Source organism: Streptomyces sp. NPDC006326, assembly GCF_040612915.1.
Classification (GTDB): Bacteria; Actinomycetota; Actinomycetes; order Streptomycetales; family Streptomycetaceae; genus Streptomyces.
In genome coordinates this window covers 1-17562 of the sequence record NZ_JBEXRC010000053.1, presented here as the reverse complement: position 1 = coordinate 17562, position 17562 = coordinate 1, and the positions used below count along the sequence as shown (strand labels likewise).

Genomic DNA, 17562 nt, shown 5'->3' with positions numbered 1-17562 from the left:
GGGCAGCGCACGTACTGCACGAGGGAGAAATGCCCGAGTAGAATCACTTTCAAAGCCTTTGACCGTTTTTATAATCTCTTTATGCCTTGAGTCGGGGCCGTTCAGGGCTCCCGGCCTCCCTCCCGGAGGCGACATGGACGAGCCCGTCGGCGAGCCGGACCCTGCGTCCGGCACCGATCCCGGAGCCCTCCTGCGTGCGGTGCGCGCCCTGACCGCGGAGCTCGCGGAACTCCAGGCCGACTGCGCCGACCGCCATCTGCTGGATCTCGCGACGGGGGTCCTGGTCGCCCAGCTCTCCGTGCCGCCGGCCGACGCCGCCGACCACCTGCGCCGCCTCGTCGCGCAGACGGGGCTGGGAACTCCCGACGTGGCCGCGGACGTCGTGAACGCCGCCGCCGGAACCCCCTCCGTCGCCGGGGCGGATCCGGCCGCACCGCGCCGCTTGCGGCGGACCGACGCCGCCGTGGCCGCGGCCACGACCGCCGGGCAGGCCGCCGCGGCCCTGCTGGACGCCGGGCTCGGCCACCTCGGCGTACGGGAGGTGTGGCTGTGGCGGCGGACCGCCACCGACTGCCTCCAGCTCGCCGCCCAGGCCGGCGGCAGCGTCCTCGCGTCCACGCACTGGCAGTGGCTGCTGCCGCAGCTGGGCGGGCCCCTGCGGGCCGCCCTCGACCACGGGGAGGCCCGCTGGCTGCCCGACGGGCCGCCGCCCGACCACCCCCTGCCCGGCCCTGCCCCCGACGCCGGGCGGGCCGTCCTGCCGCTGCGCCGCAAGGGATCGGTCGCCGGGGTGCTGCTGGTGTGCTGGCCCGGACCGGCGGTGTTCGATCCGCCGGTGGTGCGCACGGTGGAGGCCGTCGCCGACACGGCGGCCGTGGTGCTGGACGCGGACCCGGATCCGGAGGGCCCCGGCGGCGCGAGCGCGCTGGGCGCCCTGCTGGACTGCCTGGGCGAAGCGGCGCTCGTCCTGCTGCGCCCCGAGGGGGCACCCGACTGGTCCGTCGGCCATGCCAATCCGGTGGCCGCGCGGCAGCTCGCCGAGGTGCCGCGGCCCGTCGGACGGGTGCTGGCCGAGGTGCTGCCCGCGCACTGCGCGGAGCTGGCCCGGCTCGTGGAGCAGGCCCGGGCGGCCGCCGCTCCGCGCCGGGCGGACCGGCTGTCCGGCCGGGACGGGGCCGCGCTGGTCGACGTACGGGCGCTGCCGCTGGGGCCGGGGCGGTGCGTGGTCCTGTGGCATCCCTCCGACGACCCCTCCCGGCTGCTGCCCCGCGCCCTCGACCGGCTCGACCTGCTGGCGCTGTTCGAGGAGGACCTCGTCTCCGGGGTCTCGCGGTGGACCGAGCGGGCGTACGAGGTCTTCGGCGTGGAGCGGGACGCACCGCCCGTCCCGCTGTGGGACCTGATGCCCCGTATCCACCCCGACGACAAGGACGGCATGTCCCGGCTCCTGGAGCGGCTGACCGTGCATCAGGAGGGGGCGCAGGCCCTGGTCCGGGTCGTACGCGGGGACGGCGGGCTGCGCCATGTGCGGATCAGCGCCGAGCCGCTGCTCAAGGGGGCCGTCACGGTCGCGGTGACCGGCGTCTTCCAGGACGTCTCCGACCGGTACCGCACCGAGCTGGCCCTCGGGGCCAGCTTCGACCAGCTGACGGCCATGGAGGCGCAGGCGGCGGCGCGCCGGCAGTTCGTCCGCCAGCTCCAGCAGGCCATCGTGCCCGAGGTGCCGGACTCGCTCAGCCTGCCCGGGCTGCTGGCCGGCGCCCGCTACCGGCCCGCGGCACAGGACTACATGGTGGGGGGCGACTGGTACGACGTACTGCACCTGGGCGGCGGCCGGGTGCTGCTGGCGGTCGGCGACATCGCGGGACACGGCATCGAGTCGGCGACGGCCATGGTGGCGCTGCGCAACGCGCTGCGCGGGCTGGCGTTCACCGGCGCCGGGGCGGCGCAGCTGATGAGCTGGCTCAACGACGTCGCACTGGCCGCGCCCGGCCATCCGACGGCGACCGCCGTCTGTGCCCTGTACGAGCCGCGCGAACGGGTGCTGCGCTGGGCCAGCGCCGGACACCCGCCGCTGGTCCTGCTGCGGGAGGGCCGGGCGTCCCGGCTGGAACCGCCGCACGACGTCCTGCTCGGGGCGGTGCCTTCGGTTTCGTACACGGAGACGGCGACCGCGCTGCGCCCCGGGGACCTGCTGGTGCTGTACACGGACGGGCTCGTCGAGCGCCGGCACAGCCCGCTGGACGAGGGCGTGGCGCTGCTGATGGCGGCGGTGGAGCAGCTCGCGGACGCCGGGATCGAGGAGCAGGCCGACCGGCTGCTCACCGGGACCCGGCAGAACACCGACGACGACACGAGCCTCGTGCTGGTACGGGTGGTGGAGTGACGCCCGGCGAGGGGCCCCGTCCGCGCGGCGGGCTCACCCCAGCCAGGTGTGGATGCGGGCGGCGAGGTCGTCGGCGTCGACCGGCTTGGTGACGTAGTCGTCCGCTCCGGCCGCGAGGGCCTTCTCCCGGTCGCCCGGCATGGCCTGGGCGGTGACGGCGACGATGGGGACACGCGTGTAGCCGGGCAGGGCGCGGATGGCCGCGGTGGCGGCGTAGCCGTCCATGCCCGCCATCATCACGTCCATCAGGACCAGGTCCACCTCGTCGTGTTCGGACAGCAGTTCCAGGCCGGACCGGCCGTCCTCGGCCCGCAGGACGTGCATCCCCTCCCGCTCCAGGATCTCGGTGAGGGCGAAGACGTTGCGGGCGTCGTCGTCCACGATGAGCACGGTGGGCCCGGTCGGCGGCGACTGCGCCGGGGTCCCGGCAGCCGGGGCGGGCAGGTCCGCGGCTTCGGACGGCGACGGTGCGGACGGCTCCGGCCCGGTGGCCGCCGCCGTCCGCTCGGCGGCCCCCAGCGGCAGGAAGAGGGTGAACACGCTGCCTTCGCCCGGAGTCGAGCGGACGTCGATCGCGCCGCCCAGGAGCAGGGCCACCTCGCGGCTGATCGACAGGCCCAGCCCGGTGCCCCCGTAGCGGCGGCTGGTGGTGCCGTCGCCCTGCTGGAAGGCGCCGAAGACGATCTCCAGGCGGTCCTCGGGGATCCCGATGCCGGTGTCGGCCACCCGGAAGGCGAGGACACCCTCCCCGCCGGACCGCACGGCGGCCGGGATCTCCTGCTCCGCCGCCGCGTCCACGCGCAGCTCGACGTGGCCTTCTTCGGTGAACTTCAGGGCGTTGGCGATCAGGTTGCGCAGCACCTGGCGCAGCCGCGCCTGGTCGGTGAAGAGCGCCTCCGGCAGGCCGCTCCCGGTCAGGACCCGGAACTCCAGCCCCCGGGCGGCCGCGACCGGCTGGAAGGTCGATTCGAGGGACTCCAGCAGCCGGCGCAGCGTGAAGGACTCGGGGTGCAGGTCCATCTTGCCCGCCTCGACCTTGGACAGGTCGAGGATGTCGTTGATCAGCTGGAGCAGGTCGGAGCCGGCGGAGTGGATCACCTCGGCGTAGTCCACCTGCTTGTCGGTGAGGTTCCCGTCGGGGTTGCGGGCGAGCAACTGGGCCAGGATCAGCAGGCTGTTGAGGGGGGTGCGCAGCTCGTGGCTCATGTTCGCCAGGAACTCGGACTTGTACATGGACGTACGGGACAGCTGCTGGGCCCTGACCTCCAGCTCCTGCCGGGCCTGCTCGATCTCCAGGTTCTTGCGCTCGATGTCCTGGTTGCGGTCGGCCAGCTGGGCGGCCTTCTCCTCCAGTTCTGCGTTGGAGCGCTGCCTCCTGACGGGCCTGGAGTTCTTGGGAGCGGGTGCGCAGCTCGGCGGTCAGGCTCTGCGAGCGCTCCAGCAGCTCGTCGGTACGGGCGTTGGCGATCAGGGCGCTCACGCTGACGCCGACGGCCTCGGTGAACTGGTCGAGGAAGTCGCGGTGGATCGCCGTGAAGGGGGTGAGCGCGGCCAGTTCGACGGCGCCCAGCACCTGGTCCTCGACCACGATCGGCAGCACGAGGAGCACGGCCGGCTCGGCGGCTCCGGCGCCGGAGGCGATCGTGGCGTATCCGGGCGGCAGCCGGTCGACCTGCAGGGCGCGCCGGCTGCCGGCCGCCTGGCCGACCAGGGACTGGCCGAAGCGGAACCGGCGGGGCGGTGAGGACGGATCGTCGGGCGTTCCGTACGAGGCCGTCATCACCAGGTGGCCGCCCGCCTCGTCGTGCTCGGCGAGGAAGAACGCGCCGTACTGGGCGGCCACCAGCGGCGGCACCTCGGTCATGACCAGCCGGGTGAGGGTGGTCAGGTCGCGGGTGCTCTGCAGCAGGCCCGAGACCCGGGCGAGGTTGGTCTTGAGCCAGTCCTGCTCCTGGTTGGCGCGGGTGGTCACGCGCAGGGACTCCACCATCGCGTTGATGTTGTCCTTGAGGTCGCCGACCTCACCCGGCGCCTCCACGGTGATGGAGCGGGTGAGGTCGCCCTCGGCGACCGCGCTCGTGACCTCTGCGATGGCCCGTACCTGGCGGGTCAGGTTTCCGGCGAGCTCGTTGACGTTCTCGGTGAGCCGCTTCCAGGTGCCGGACACGCCCTCGACCTCGGCCTGGCCGCCGAGCCGGCCCTCGCTGCCGACTTCGCGCGCTACCCGGGTTACCTCGGCGGCGAAGGAGGAGAGCTGGTCGACCATCGTGTTGATGGTGGTCTTCAGCTCCAGGATCTCCCCGCGGGCCGAGACGTCGATCTTGCGGGTCAGGTCGCCGCCGGCCACGGCCGTGGTGACCTGCGCGATGTTGCGCACCTGGTTGGTCAGGTTGTCGGCCATGGAGTTGACGTTGTCGGTGAGGTCCTTCCAGGTGCCGGAGACGCCCTGGACGGTGGCCTGGCCGCCGAGCTTCCCTTCCGTGCCGACCTCGCGCGCGACCCGGGTCACCTCCTCGGCGAAGGAGGACAGGCGGTCGACCATGGTGTTGATCGTCTCGCTCAGTTCGAGGATTTCGCCGCGGGCGTCGACCCGGATCTTGCGGGTGAGGTCGCCGTTGGCGACGGCCGTGGCGACCTGGGCGATCGAGCGGACCTGCGAGGTGAGGTTGTCGGCCATGGTGTTGACGCCGGTGGCGAGCTCCTGCCAGATGCCGCTCACCCGGTGCACGCGGGCGTGTCCGCCGAGCAGGCCCTGGCCGCCGACCTCGCGGGCGACCCGGGTGACCTCGGAGGTCACCAGTGACAGCTGGTCGACCATGCCGTTGTAGACCGCGGCGATCTCGCCGAGCAGGCCTTCGGGGCCCTCCGGCAGGCGGGTGGTGAAGTCGCCGTCGCGGACCGCCGTCAGACCGTCCAGGAGCCGCCTCAGCCCCTCCTCGCTGAGTCCGGGGCCCTGTCGCGCTTCGTCCATGGAGCCTCCGTGTCCACTCTGGCACCACTCTGGCACGGGCCGCGGAACAGGACACCTTCGGGCGAATCCGGCGCCGGAGGCGTGGTGCGGGCGGCCCCGCGTGGGACCTCGTAGGGAAGTACTCCCTCCCTCCATCGGGACTCCCGTCCACCGGGCAGGTGGCCATCGGCAGAGGCGGCACCACATGACCAGGCGATCCGCGGGGCGCCCGGCGCGCCGGGCGGGGACCCGCCCTGCCCGCGGGGTGCGCCGCACCCCCGGACGGCCGGTGCTGCGGCCGTACCTGCCGTCCGTGTCGCCGCTGCTGCGCACGGTCTCGGACTACGCGTGGCGGCTGCTGGTGGTCGGCGCCGTCGTCTACACGGTGTTCATGGTCCTCGGCCGGTTCCACGAGGTCGGGGTGGCGGTCTTCCTCGGTCTCGTCTTCACGGCCCTGCTGCGGCCGCTGACCGGTCTGCTGGCGCGGTGGATCCCGCGGGGGCTCGCCGTGGCCTGCTCGCTGCTCGGCAGCATCGTGGTGCTGCTGGGCGCGCTGGCCTTCGTCGGCGAGACGGTGGCCGCGGAGTGGAATTCGCTGGTCGCGGAGTTCCGGGCGGGGCTGGAGCGCCTGGAGCCACTGCTGGAGCGGCCGCCCCTGCGGCTGAGCCCGAACGCGCTCCACGACCTGCAGGCCCGGATCGGGGACTACCTCTCCAGCCACCGCGCGGCGCTGCTCAGCACCGCGGTCAGCGGAGCCGGGCGGCTGGTGCAGGCGCTCACGGTCGCGGTACTGGCCCTGTTCTGCTCCGTCTTCTTCATCCATTCGGGTGAGCGGCAGTGGGGCTGGGTCTGCTCCCAGTTCCCCCGGAGCCTGCAGGGCCGCCTTTCGGTCGCCGGGCGGGCGGCCTGGCGGACCTTCACGGGGTACACGCACGGCATCGTGCTCGTCGCGGGGACCAACGCGATCCTCGTGGGGATCGCCCTCTTCGCCCTGGGCGTGCCGCTGGCGGTGCCGCTCGCGCTGCTGGAGTTCTTCGCCGCGTTCGTGCCGCTCATCGGCTCCCCGGTGGCCCTCGCCGTGGCCGTGCTGGTCGCCCTGGCGGCCAAGGGGCCGCTGATCGCCGGGCTCGTGGTGGTGCTGATCGTGGTGATCGGCCAGATCGAGGGCCATCTGCTGCACCCTCTGCTGATGAGCTGGGCGGTGCGGCTGCATCCGGTGGTGGTCGCGCTGTCGGTGGTGGCGGGGGCGATCTCCGCGGGCGTGCTGGGCGCGGTGGTGGCGGTGCCGCTGGTGTCGGTGCTCTGGTCGGTCCGGCAGGCGCTGCGCTCTTCGCCGCCGCCCTGAGCTGCCGCTCTGACCTGCCGCGCTGCGCTCGGCGCACACCGGTCCGCTTCGTATCCGGTCCGGGCGGGTATATCCCTCAGGACAGCTCACGAGACGGCCGTGCCCGCACACCTGCGGCGCGACCATCCGTCGGAGGAGCCGACATGCTGCACACAGAGGTCACCGAGGGCATTCCGCAGGACACGCTCAGCGTGAGCACGGACGAGGCCCGGTCGCTGTCGGGGGCGCTGTTCCGCCGGCTGCGGGCCCTGGACGAGGGCAGCGCCGAGTACTCGTACGTCCGCAACACCCTCGTCGAGCTCAATCTCAGCCTGGTGAAGTATGCCGCCCGCCGCTTCCGCGGCCGCAGCGAGCCCATGGAGGACATCGTCCAGGTCGGGACGATCGGCCTGATCAAGGCCATCAACCGGTTCGACCCGGGGCGCGGGGTCGAGTTCACGACCTTCGCCATGCCCACGATCGTGGGCGAGATCAAGCGGTTCTTCCGTGACACCAGCTGGGCCGTGAAGGTGCCGCGCAGGCTCCAGGAGCTCCGGATCGACGCGGCGAAGGCCCACGACGCCCTGGAGCAGGACCTGGGCCGCGAGCCCACGGACGCCGAGCTCGCCGGGCACCTCCAGGTCACGGCCGAGGAGCTCGCTGAGGGGCAGAAGGCCGCGCACGCGTACTCGGCGCGCTCCCTGGACGCCCCGGCGCAGGAGGAGGGCGACCGCGGCGCGTACGCCGACCGGCCCTCGCTCGGCGAGGAGGAGACCGCCTACGACCGGATCGAGTGCCTGGAGTCCCTCAAGCCGATCCTGGCGGGGCTGCCCGAGCGCGAGCGGACCCTGCTGTCCCTGCGCTTCGGCCAGGAGCTGACCCAGTCCGAGATCGGCGACCGGCTGGGGCTGTCCCAGATGCACGTCTCGCGGCTGCTCAGCCGGACGCTCGCCGGCCTGCGGACGAGCCTTCTCGAAGACCGCTGACCGGAGGCGGCTGCGGGGGGCGCGGCCGGCGGGTTGGCGGTGCGGGTACTTCGGCCCACACCTTCTTGCCCGCCCGGCCGTCGGTGTAGGGCTCCCACCCCCAGGTGCGGGAGAGCCGCGCCAGGACCACCAGGCCGTGCCCTCCCGGCAGGGCCGGGTCGGCGGCCGACTTGAGCCGGGGGCCGACGGGGCTGGCGTCCCCGACCTCCATGCGCAGGCGGCCGGAGTCGTGGTCCAGGACCAGTTCGCGGGGGCCGCCCGCGTGCAGACAGGCGTTGCTGACGAGCTCGGAGACCATGAGCAGGACGTCCTCGGCGGCCTCGGCGCCTTCTTCGCGCCCCGCGTCGTCGCTCCCGGCGTCCTCGCTCCCGGCGCCCTCGCCCCCGGCCTCGGGGCTTCCGGCGCCGGGCGCTGCGGCCCGGGACTCACCGGCGCTCGCGGGGAGCCAGTGCCAGTCCGCGAGGGCCTGGCGGGTGAAGTCGCGACAGCGGGTGACGACGCCCGGGCTCCCGGCGTCGAGGAGCAGTCTGCGGATCTCCTGGCTCATGGCTCACCGCCCGCCCGAACCGGGAGACGTTGCACCGTCGTCATCGTCGCGTCTCCTGCCTGCCCCGGCATCCACACGTCGCCTACCCCGTCAGGGGGCGGCAATTCACCGGCCGGGGCGTGCCGGCGGCATGCAACGGGCCCCCGCACCCGGATGGGACGGGGGCCGGTCGCACGCAGGCCCTGAGGGCGGACTACCAGCGGTACCAGCGGCCGCCGCCGCCCGACGGGCGGGCAATGAAGCCGATGAGCCACAAGACCAGGACGGCGAGAGCGATCCACCACAGGATCTTGACCGCGAAGCCTGCACCGAAAAGGATCAGTACCAGAAGGAGAACAAGTAGCAGGGGAACCATGGCTATCAACCTCCACAGCGCCGTCTGCCCACCCCGAAGGGGTGCAATCCCCCCGATCCGCTGTTTCTCCGCAGGCGGTGTTCTCCGCACGCGCTGCTTCTCCGGCAGGCGGTGCGTCACGACCCGATGGACTGACCGAAGCTGAAGAAGCCGTCGGGGTCGAACCGTTTCTTGATCTCGACCAGCCTCGGGTAGTTGGTGCCGTAGTACGCGGTGCGCCAGTCGGGCAGGTCCGGGTCGATGAAGTTCTGGTACGCCCCGTCGCCCGTGTACGGGGCCATCGCCTCGCGCAGGCCCGCCAGCCAGCCGAGGTTGGCCTCCACGGTGGCGGGGCTGTCGTCCTCGGCCCAGGAGGTGTCCAGGCTGACCAGGCCGAGGGCGTCCCGGTGGACGAAGGCGGTGGCCTCGGGGGCGACGCGGTTGATGGCGCCGCCCCAGGTGTACAGGGCCAGGCCGCAGCCGTCCGGGTTGCCGCTGCCCGGCCGGCGCTCCAGCCAGGCAAGGACGGTGGCGACCGCCTCGGCGGGCAGGGGCCGGCCGGCGAAGCCGGTGCGCACGGCGAACGCGCCGGCCGAGGTCTCGTGCAGGAGGTAGTCCTTGGCCTCCCAGAACGTGCGGTCGGCGATGTCCTGGCGGACCGGGCGGGTCGCCGCGAGGAGCGGGGCGAGGAGTTCGCGCAGTTCGCTCGCGGGGCCGAGGTGCAGTCCGACGGCCGAGACCACCGGATCGGTCCCGGCGGCGCTGACTCCGAGCCGGACTGACAGCTCGTCCGGGGCGTCCCGGGTGATCTCCTGCATCAGGGAGAACACCTCGGGGGCGTCCGCGCCGTCCCACAGCAGCAGGCAGGTGGACACGTCCGCCACCGGGGTCGCCTGGAAGGTGAAGGACAGGTTGATGCCGAAGTTCCCGCCGCCGCCGCCGCGGCAGGCCCAGTACAGGTCCGGGTTCTCCTCGGCGTCGCAGGTCAGCAGCTGCCCGTCGGCCGTCATGAGGGTGGTGCGGACGAGGGCGTCGGCGGTCAGACCGAGCTTGCGGGAGGTGGAGGAGGAGCCTCCGCCGAGGGTGAGGCCGGCGATGCCGACCGAGGCTCCGTTCCCCAGGGCGAAGGCCATCTCGTGGGGCTGGAGGGCGGCGTAGAGGTCGGCCATCCGGGCGCCGCCCGCGGCGGTGACGAGGCCGGTGGAGCCGTCTGCGGTCACGGAGTTCAGCGCGCTCAGGTCGAGGACCAGCCCGGTGCCGGCGGAGTAGCCCGCGTAGCTGTGCCCGCCGCTGCGTACGACGAGGCCGGTGCCGGTGTCGTGGGCCCAGGCGAGGGCGTGGCGTACGTCGGAGGTGTCCGCCGCCCGGAGCACGCCGCTCGGGGTGGTGGTGAAGCGCTTGTTGAACGGGGCGCTGGAGGCGTGGAAATCCGGGGCGCCGGGCCGCAGCAGCCGGCCCGTCACGGTCTTCTCCAGGCGCTGCCAGTCGGACTCGGATGCGCGGTTCACTGCACCTCTTCTATGTAGGAGATCCCGGTCGCGGCGTGCGGGCCGTAGCGCTCCCAGACCTCGCGCAGCCGCAGGCGGCCGTCCTCGGCGAGCTCGGGCGTGTTGACCGTGCGTCCGCAGACCACCTCACCGGTCGAGAACACGAGGGTGTAGCCCATCCGCAGGGTGCCGTCCGGCTCGCAGGTGCCGACGGTCCACCCGCGGCGCACGTCGCCGCCGGCGACCTCGCCCCAGACGAGGTCGTCCTGCTGGTGGTAGACGGCGACGGTGCGGACGTCGCCCTGGGGCTTGCGGAAGGTGCGCCCGTCGTAGTTGATCACGCGGCCGGTTCCGCTCCGGTCGGTTCCCCGCCGTCACGGCGCAGTTCCTCGGCGAGGAAGTCGGCCGACATGCTCCGGCCCCACCAGATGGCGTAGTAGGAGAAGTCCTCGCCGTGCTCGTTGACGACGTGGTGCTCCGTTCCGGCCTTCATGAGCGCGATGTCCCCGGCCGCGAGGGCGTGCCGGCGTCCGTTGCAGACGACCTCACCCCGGCCGGACAGGGCGATGAACATCTCGCGTTCGTGGTGGGAGTGCGTGTCGGACACGTCACCGGGACGCAGAATGCACCAGGCACCTCGAAAAGGGGCGTTCAGGCCCGGCCACGGCTGGAGGAGCGCGAGATCCAGGCCGTGTTCCCGGACCGCATTCTCCGGCTCCGCCTTGCGAATGTCCACGTCGGGCTGTTCCAGGTCCGTCAACGTTCCCCTCCGATCGGCGTCATGCAATTCCCGTACGGACGACGACGATCAGGCTAGGAGCAGACGGCTCCCTTTCGACAGGGGAACTATTCCCTGCCGAAAGGGAATCTGCCGCCGATCCGTGTGCGGGACGAATCGGCGGTCAGCCGTGCCCGAGACCCGCGTCGCGGGCCATGACGATGGCCTGCGCCCGGTCCGCCACGCCGAGTTTCCCGAATATCACGGACACCCGGTTGCTGATGGTCTTGGACGCGAGGACGAGCTCCCGGGCGATGGCCGCATTCGACTTTCCGGCGGCGATGCGTTCCAGGACTTCCCGTTCCCGGTCGGTGAGCTGCGGGAACGGGTAGCCGTACCGTCCGGCCGTCCGGGACATGAGCGTGCCGAGCCGGCTGGCGATCGACTTGTCGACGATGGCCTCTCCGGCCGCGACGGCCTGGATGCCGCGCAGGATCTGTTCCGCGTCGGCCCGTTTGAACAGATAGCCGCGTGCGCCGGCCTGGAGGGCGGAGGTGACGGCTTCGTCGTCGTCGGCCGCGCTGAAGACGAGGACACCGGTCTCGGGTCTGAGCCGCAGGACCTGGCTGATGACCCGCGTTCCGGAGCATTCGTCCATCAGCGGGTCGACGACCAGCACGTGCGGTCCGCAGCGGGACGTCTGCGCGATCACCTCGTCCGCCGTGCCGGCTTCGCCGACGACCGATATGCCCCCCGTCCGTTCCAGGACGGAACGGACACCGTGCCGAATCGCGGGCTGGGCGTCGGCGAGTACGACGGTTACCGTGGTGCGGGGTCTGCGCAGTCCCGGCAGTTCGGCGTCGATCCAGCGGCTCGTGTTGTCTCTTCGCACATCGAAATGTGACGAGAGTGGCCAGAGTAACCCCTTGATGTCCGTTTTCTGATTCATACCTTCCCCCCAACTCGGCCATTCACCGTGGTCAGACCGACCTGTAACAGAATGGTGCAGGGATCAGGGGAACCGCAACGGGCAGGAAGGCACCGTGCGCTCCGATTATCACGTCCGCGGAGGCATCGGCATTCGAGGCATTTTCGACAGGCCGCGGGGGCGTGTCAAGAATTGAATTCAGGTCAGATCACGCTCCGACCGTTCCGACCGCGCCGAGGTCCTTCGCCTGGCGCAGGATGGCTTCCCGCTCACGCCAATGCGCCCAGAAAGCTCCGGTATACCCCAGTCCGCTCAGGCTGGTGAGGAAGGGATTGTCCGCATAGTTGTTGTCGTGCTCGCTGGAGCCTGCCAGCGTCGGCAGCATCACCCGGTGGTGGTCTGCCGGGTCGACCAGGTCCCAGAGCAGCTCCACCGACCGGCTCCAGCGCCCGGACGGATCGGCGAGCGTGCCCGCGTCCTCCAGCAGGTCCGGGGAGAAGTAGCAGACCAGGCGGAAGTTGCCCGCCTCGTCGAACATGAACTGCCGTTCGTACTCGACCGGGCCGGAGCACTTGGCCGGCGGCTTCAGCACGATCGGCCCGGTCGCGGTGTTGGACTGCAGCCCCGGCACGGTGCGCACCCCGTCGCACTGCCGGGCGAGCGACATGCCGAGCGGGGTGTACGGGAAGAGCCTCAGCCCCAGCGAGAACCCGGTCACGGTGGCGTCCAGCGCCATGAACGCCTCGACGCACTCCCGCATGGTCTGCGGTGTCTCGCCGGGCATCCCGAACAGGGCCTCGACCATGGTCAGCATGCCGTGGGCGTGGCAGAGCCGGACCAGCTTCTCGGTGTCGGCGAAGGTGTAGTACGGGGTGCCCCTCTCCGTGATCTTCCAGTCGCGCAGCATGTCGGCGCGCACGTGGTCCGATCCGACGTTCACCCCGCGGCAGCCCGCCGCGGCGAGCAGCTCGGCGAACTCCTCGTCGAACGGGGAGGGCTGGCAGTAGACCCACAGGCGCAGGGAGTTCAGCGGGTTGCCCGGGTCGGTGTGCCTGCGCCGGACGATCTCGCGCAGCAGCTCCTTCGCGTGCGATATGGACAGGTTGAACTCGCTGTCGGTGGTGTGCTGGTCGAGGATTCCCTGGGCCGCGAGGGACTGCATCTCGTCGACCACGGCGCGGACGTCGCGACGGCCGAAACGCGTCCCCTTGGCGTCGGGCTCCACGCAGTGGGAACAGCGGTAGGTGCAGCCGTTCTTGGTCAGGATGCCGGCGAGCCCGCCGCGCTGGTAGTAGAGGAGGTTGTCCACCTTGTGGGGGGTGCCGGAGCGGCGCACATAGGTGCCGGAGCGGTCCACCTGCCAGACCCGGTCCTCGAACTGTCCGGCCGGAAGCGCCGACGGGGTACGCCGCGCGGAGGCGGTCAGCGCCGGGGGCGGCACCCGGACGACGCCTTCGGGGGTGTTGCGCAGGAGGCCGGAGACCGTGCCCGGGTCGCGGCCCGTGGCCAGGGCGTCGGCGAGGTCGCAGAGGATCTGCTCACCGGGGCCCTTGACGCCGTAGTCGATGCCGAAGTAGTCGACCAGGGCGAAGGGCATCGAGGAGAAGCCGATGCCGCCGCCGACGACGGGCGCGTCCGTGAGCCGCCTGATCTCGGTGATGATCTCCTTGTGCTCCCCGACGAAGGGGCGCTGCTCGAAGGCGTAGACGGTGTCGGTGTTGCGGATGGTGACCCCGACGAGCAGGGGGCTGCGTCCCGCGAAGTACTCGCAGAGGTACGACTTCCAGTCCTCCCGGTGAAAGGTGAGGTCGACGACCTCGACCTCGAAATCGGCAGCCTCCAACGAGGTGGTGAGCACGTCGAGCGCATAGGGCGCGATCGGCGGGTGCACCTTGTTGGGATTGACCAGTAGTACGAGTCCTCTGCCCATCGGATCTCCTCCCCCGTGGCCGGTACTTGTCCTGTTGCTCGTGCCTTACTTGACGATGCCGAGGCAGATCCCGAACTCGGGCTTGGAGTCCAGCAGGTAGGCGCCGGCCGACTGGAGGATGCGGTCCTGGGCCGTGGCGTGCTGGCACATGACCGTGGTGTCGCGCATCCAGCGGTCCATCGGCGAGGACCGGTTGATCGACCAGGTCTGGAGCAGGTCGTAGAGCCGGTTCACGATCGCGCGCGAGGTGCGGAAGGCGTGCACCCAGGCCAGCGGTGATGCCGCCCGCTCCACGGGGGTGAGGTCGTCGGGGGTGCCGCCCGCGGCCAGGACCTCCCATTGCCGCCCCATGCTGGAGTAGACCCCGCTGCGCGTGGCGTTGAAGTCCGCCTCGCACTCCGCGAGGGCGACCTGCACCCGGAACGTGTCCGCCCAGGCGGTGTCGGTCATCCGGTCGGTGCGGCCCAGCGCCGTCTCCCGGGTGTGGTCCAGCGCCGCGCGGGCCACCCCGAGTGCCACCCCGCACATGCTGCGGGTGAAGGAATCGGGCTGGGCGAGCGGGCTCGGGCGGCCCTTGACCTTGCCGAAGGTGAAGGTGTGCTCTTCCGGCACGAAGACGTCGCTGATCGTGTAGTCGCAGCTGCCCGTGCCGCACATGCCGGTGGTGTACCAGTTGTCGATGATCTCGACCTGCTCGCGGGGCACGAGGAACTGGCGGGAGGCGTGCGCGTTGCTGCCGTCCGGGCTGGCGTACGGCTTGCCGTCCTCGTAGATGAACGCCCCCGAGGTCACCCAGTCCGCGTGGGTGATCCCGCTGCCGAACGACCAGCGGCCGCTGAGCCGGAAACCGCCGGGCACCCGCTCGGCACGGCCGGTGGGCTGGAGCAGTCCGGCGGTGACCAGGTCCGGGCCGGGGAACATCTCCTTGGCGACCGCCGGCTCCAGGAACGCGCTGTAGACACCGGTGCTCGCCCCCATCACCGCGCACCAGGCGGCGGAGGCGTCCCCGTGGGCGAGCGCCTCCACGACCTCGGTCTGCTCCACGGAGGTCAGCTCCAGGCCGCCCCACTCCCGTCCGAAGGCCATCCGGAACACCCCGGCCCCGCGCAGCAGGTCCACGACGTCCGCGGGCAGTCGCCGTGCCCGTTCGATCTCGTCGGACCGCTCCCGCAGCAGCGGCGCCAGTTCCCTCGCGCGTGCGAGGAGCTCCGCGGCGGTTTCCGGTACCTGGGCGACCGGAGTCCGGACCGTGTTCATGTGTGCTTCCCCCCAGCTGATTGGTCTCACGGGTCGTTCGGGTACGGGTGGTGTGCTGCTACCTGACGAGGCCGAGGCTCATGCGGAATTTGGGCGGCCGGCCCAGCAGGTAGGCGCCGGCCGATTCGAGGATCAGGTCCGAGGCGGCGACGTGCTGGCACATGACCGTGGTGTCGCGCATCCAGCGGTCCATCGGCGAGGACCGGTTGATCGACCAGGTCTGGAGCAGGTCGTAGAGCCGGTTGACGATGGCGCGCGAGGTCCGGAAGGCGTGGACCCACGCCAGGGAGGAGGCGGCCCGCTCGACGGGAGTGAGGTCGTCCAGGGTGCCGCCGGAGGCCAGGACCTCCCAGTGCCGCTGCGAGCTGGCGTAGACGCCGCTGCGGGTGGCGTTGAAGTCCGCCTCGCACTCCGCGAGGGCGACCTGCACCCGGAACATGTCCGCCCAGGCGGTGTCGGTCATCCGGTCCGTGCGGCCCAGCACCGTCTCCCGGGTGTGGTCCAGCGCGGCGCGGGCCACCCCGAGCGGTACGGCGCACAGGCTGCGCATGAAGGAATCGGGCTGGGCGAGCGGGCTGGGGCGCCCCTTGGGCTTGTAGAAGGTGTAGGTGTGCTCCTCCGGTACGAACACGTCGGTGATCGTGTAGTCGCTGCTGCCGCTGCCGCACAGGCCGGTGGTGTCCCAGTTGCCCACGACCTCGACCTGGTGGCCGGGTACCAGGAACTGGCGGGAGGCGTGCGCGTTGCTGCCGTCCGGGCTGGCGTACGGCTTGCCGTCCTCGTAGATGAACGCCCCCGAGGTCACCCAGTCCGCGTGGGTGATCCCGCTGCCGAACGACCAGCGGCCACTGAGCCGGAAACCACCGGGCACCCGCTCGGCCCGGCCGGCCGGCGCGATCAGCCCGGCGGTGATCACGTCCAGGCCGGGGAACATCTCCTTGACGGTGGCCGGTTCCAGGAAGTTGCTGATCGCCCCGGTCATCGCGCCGATGGCGGCGCACCAGCCCGCGGAGGCGTCCCCGTAGGCGAGCGTCTCGACGACCTCGACCTGTTCCATGGAGGTCAGCTCGGGGCCGCCCCACTCCCTGCCGAAGCACATCCGGAACACACCCGTCTCGCGCAGCTGCCGTACGACGTCCGGCGGCAGTTGCCGTGCCTCCTCGATCTCCTGCGACCGCGCCCGCAGCAGCGGGGCCAGCGCCTTCGCGCGGGCCAGGATCTCCGCCGCGGTTCCGGGCGCCCCGGTGCCCGGGTTCCGGGTCGTCGTGGTCATGTGGTGGTCCCCCTCAAGTGACGGGCCGGTGTGGTCCTTGCGGTCTTCGCGGTCATTCGTCGACGTCGAGCAGACCGGCCGGCATCGCGAACGGTGCGTTCGGTTCCGGCGGGCCGGCCGGCTCGGTGTCGAGCTGCACCAGCGCCGCCGCCGTGGCCAGGCGGTCGAGGCAGGTCCGGGTGTCGTCGGCCTCGCACACCACGAAGGAGTGGCGTGCCAGGTAGCCGCCGGGCGGCAGCCGCAGCGTGGTGCCGGGCTCGGCCATCGGGGCCGCGGCGACGAGTCCCGGTGCCCGGGTCGGCACCGTCACCGAGCGCAGGACGCAGTCCTGCGCGGGATAGCCGAAGCGGATGCCGGCGACCGCCCTGCGGGTGTGGCCGGTGTCCGGCCACCGGCCGGTGGCCACGTCGAAGAGCACCTCACCGGGCTCGATTCCGGTGGCGGTCCGGCCGAGGAAGGGGATCAGGTCCCCGCCGAGCCGGCCGTTGATCTCGATGATCAGCGGCCCGCGGTCGGTCAGCCTGACCTCGCTGTGGGTGATGCCGTCCTCGATGCCGAGCGCCTGGTGGGCGCGGGCCAGGGTGCGCATCAGTTCGCGGTCCTCCAGCAGCGGGTCGGCCGCGTCGACGAGGTGCCCGACCTCCTCGAAGTACGGCTGGTCGCTGCTGTGCTTGCGGGCCACGAACATCGGCAGGTACTCGCCCTTGTGCACGGCGCCGTCGACGCTGATCTCCGGCCCCGGGGCGTACCCCTCGACGAGCGCGCTCGCACGGTAGGGCCCCGGGTCGACCTCGCTCGCCGCCAGGGCGATCCGGAATGCCGCGTCCACTTCGGCCTCGTCGGCGGCGAACACGACGCCGATGCTGGCCCCCATCGCCCGGGGCTTGATCACCACGGGATAGCCGATCCGCTCGGCCGCCGCCCTGGCCCCGGCGGCCGTGGTGGTCAGCTCGAACCCGGGCTGGTAGAGGCCCGCCGCCGTCAGCTGGGCCCGGGTGAGCTCCTTGTCCCGGCAGCCCCGTACGCCGGGCACCGACAGCCCCGGCACACCGAACTCGGCGGCGAGCAGGCCGGCGTCCAGGACCAGCGGCTCGTCCCAGCACATCAGTCCCACGATGCGCCGGCGGCCCGCCACCTCGCGGGCGGCCGCACCCATCGCCTCGGAGTCGAAGACGTTGGCGACGATGATCTCGTCGAAGTACTCGCGCTGCCACGTGGGCTTGAGGTTGTTCAACAGCACCATGTCCAGCCCGGCTTCGCGGGCACGGCGCCGGATCGGCGCCACGAGGTACTCGCGGTAGACCTTCAGACCGCTGCCGATGACCAGCAGCGCGCCCGGCCCGGCCGTCATGCGCTGCTCCCCTCGGTGACGGCGCGGCGCGCCATGAGGTCGGTGAGGATGTCCTGCGAGCGGTGCGCGAGGACGCTGATCAGGGAGTCGG

The 17562-nt window shown here is 72.0% G+C and carries 13 protein-coding genes and 1 pseudogene; 3 read left to right on the top strand and 11 right to left on the bottom strand.

Annotated elements, in window-relative coordinates; all coding sequences use genetic code 11:
- Positions 1–133 precede the first annotated feature (133 nt).
- Positions 134–2386 (top strand): SpoIIE family protein phosphatase, encoded by a 2253-nt coding sequence (locus tag ABZ128_RS30345; RefSeq protein WP_356852445.1) that lies wholly within the window; start codon positions 134–136, stop codon positions 2384–2386.
- A 33-nt stretch (positions 2387–2419) separates the two neighbouring features.
- Here ABZ128_RS30345 and ABZ128_RS30340 read toward each other — a convergent pair.
- A pseudogene (locus ABZ128_RS30340) lies at positions 2420–5357 on the bottom strand (HAMP domain-containing protein).
- 184 nt (positions 5358–5541) lie between these two features.
- Here ABZ128_RS30340 and ABZ128_RS30335 point away from each other — a divergent pair.
- Together ABZ128_RS30335 and ABZ128_RS30330 are read left to right on the top strand one after the other, a co-directional pair.
- Complete coding sequence (locus ABZ128_RS30335) at positions 5542–6681, top strand: AI-2E family transporter (protein WP_356852444.1); 1140 nt, start codon at positions 5542–5544, stop codon at positions 6679–6681.
- Between the two features lie 143 nt (positions 6682–6824).
- Positions 6825–7646, top strand: coding sequence for a SigB/SigF/SigG family RNA polymerase sigma factor (locus tag ABZ128_RS30330; protein WP_356852442.1), 822 nt, complete (start codon positions 6825–6827; stop codon positions 7644–7646).
- Here the strand turns inward: ABZ128_RS30330 and ABZ128_RS30325 are convergent.
- The 10 genes from ABZ128_RS30325 to ABZ128_RS30280 form a co-directional block, all read right to left on the bottom strand.
- Positions 7597–8193 (bottom strand): ATP-binding protein, encoded by a 597-nt coding sequence (locus tag ABZ128_RS30325; RefSeq protein ID WP_356852441.1) that lies wholly within the window; start codon positions 8191–8193, stop codon positions 7597–7599. The two genes, ABZ128_RS30330 and ABZ128_RS30325, sit on opposite strands and share 50 nt — an antisense overlap.
- A 193-nt stretch (positions 8194–8386) precedes the next feature.
- The gene (locus tag ABZ128_RS30320) at positions 8387–8548 is read right to left on the bottom strand and encodes a hydrophobic protein (RefSeq protein WP_356852486.1); all 162 of its coding nucleotides are present in this window, start codon (positions 8546–8548) and stop codon (positions 8387–8389) included.
- Between the two features lie 116 nt (positions 8549–8664).
- On the bottom strand, positions 8665–10035 hold the full coding sequence (locus tag ABZ128_RS30315; protein ID WP_356852439.1) for an FAD-binding oxidoreductase: 1371 nt from the start codon (positions 10033–10035) through the stop codon (positions 8665–8667).
- The gene (locus tag ABZ128_RS30310) at positions 10032–10355 is read right to left on the bottom strand and encodes a hypothetical protein (RefSeq protein ID WP_356852437.1); all 324 of its coding nucleotides are present in this window, start codon (positions 10353–10355) and stop codon (positions 10032–10034) included. Before ABZ128_RS30310 ends, ABZ128_RS30315 begins: the two co-directional genes overlap by 4 nt.
- Positions 10352–10750, bottom strand: coding sequence for a cupin domain-containing protein (locus ABZ128_RS30305; RefSeq protein ID WP_356852435.1), 399 nt, complete (start codon positions 10748–10750; stop codon positions 10352–10354). Before ABZ128_RS30305 ends, ABZ128_RS30310 begins: the two co-directional genes overlap by 4 nt.
- Positions 10751–10916: 166 nt before the next feature.
- Positions 10917–11624, bottom strand: a complete 708-nt coding sequence (locus tag ABZ128_RS30300; RefSeq protein WP_356852433.1) for a response regulator transcription factor — start codon at positions 11622–11624, stop codon at positions 10917–10919.
- Positions 11625–11868: 244 nt separating this feature from the next.
- Entirely contained in the window at positions 11869–13590 is a 1722-nt protein-coding gene (tsrT, locus tag ABZ128_RS30295) for a tryptophan 2-C-methyltransferase (protein WP_356852432.1), read from the bottom strand.
- Positions 13591–13635: 45 nt separating this feature from the next.
- Entirely contained in the window at positions 13636–14847 is a 1212-nt protein-coding gene (locus tag ABZ128_RS30290; protein ID WP_356852430.1) for an acyl-CoA dehydrogenase family protein, read from the bottom strand.
- Between the two features lie 58 nt (positions 14848–14905).
- Positions 14906–16120: an acyl-CoA dehydrogenase family protein gene (locus ABZ128_RS30285; RefSeq protein ID WP_356852428.1), complete on the bottom strand. Its 1215-nt coding sequence runs from the start codon at positions 16118–16120 to the stop codon at positions 14906–14908.
- A gap of 52 nt (positions 16121–16172) precedes the next feature.
- Positions 16173–17471, bottom strand: a complete 1299-nt coding sequence (locus tag ABZ128_RS30280; RefSeq protein WP_356852426.1) for an ATP-grasp domain-containing protein — start codon at positions 17469–17471, stop codon at positions 16173–16175.
- Positions 17472–17562 lie beyond the last annotated feature (91 nt).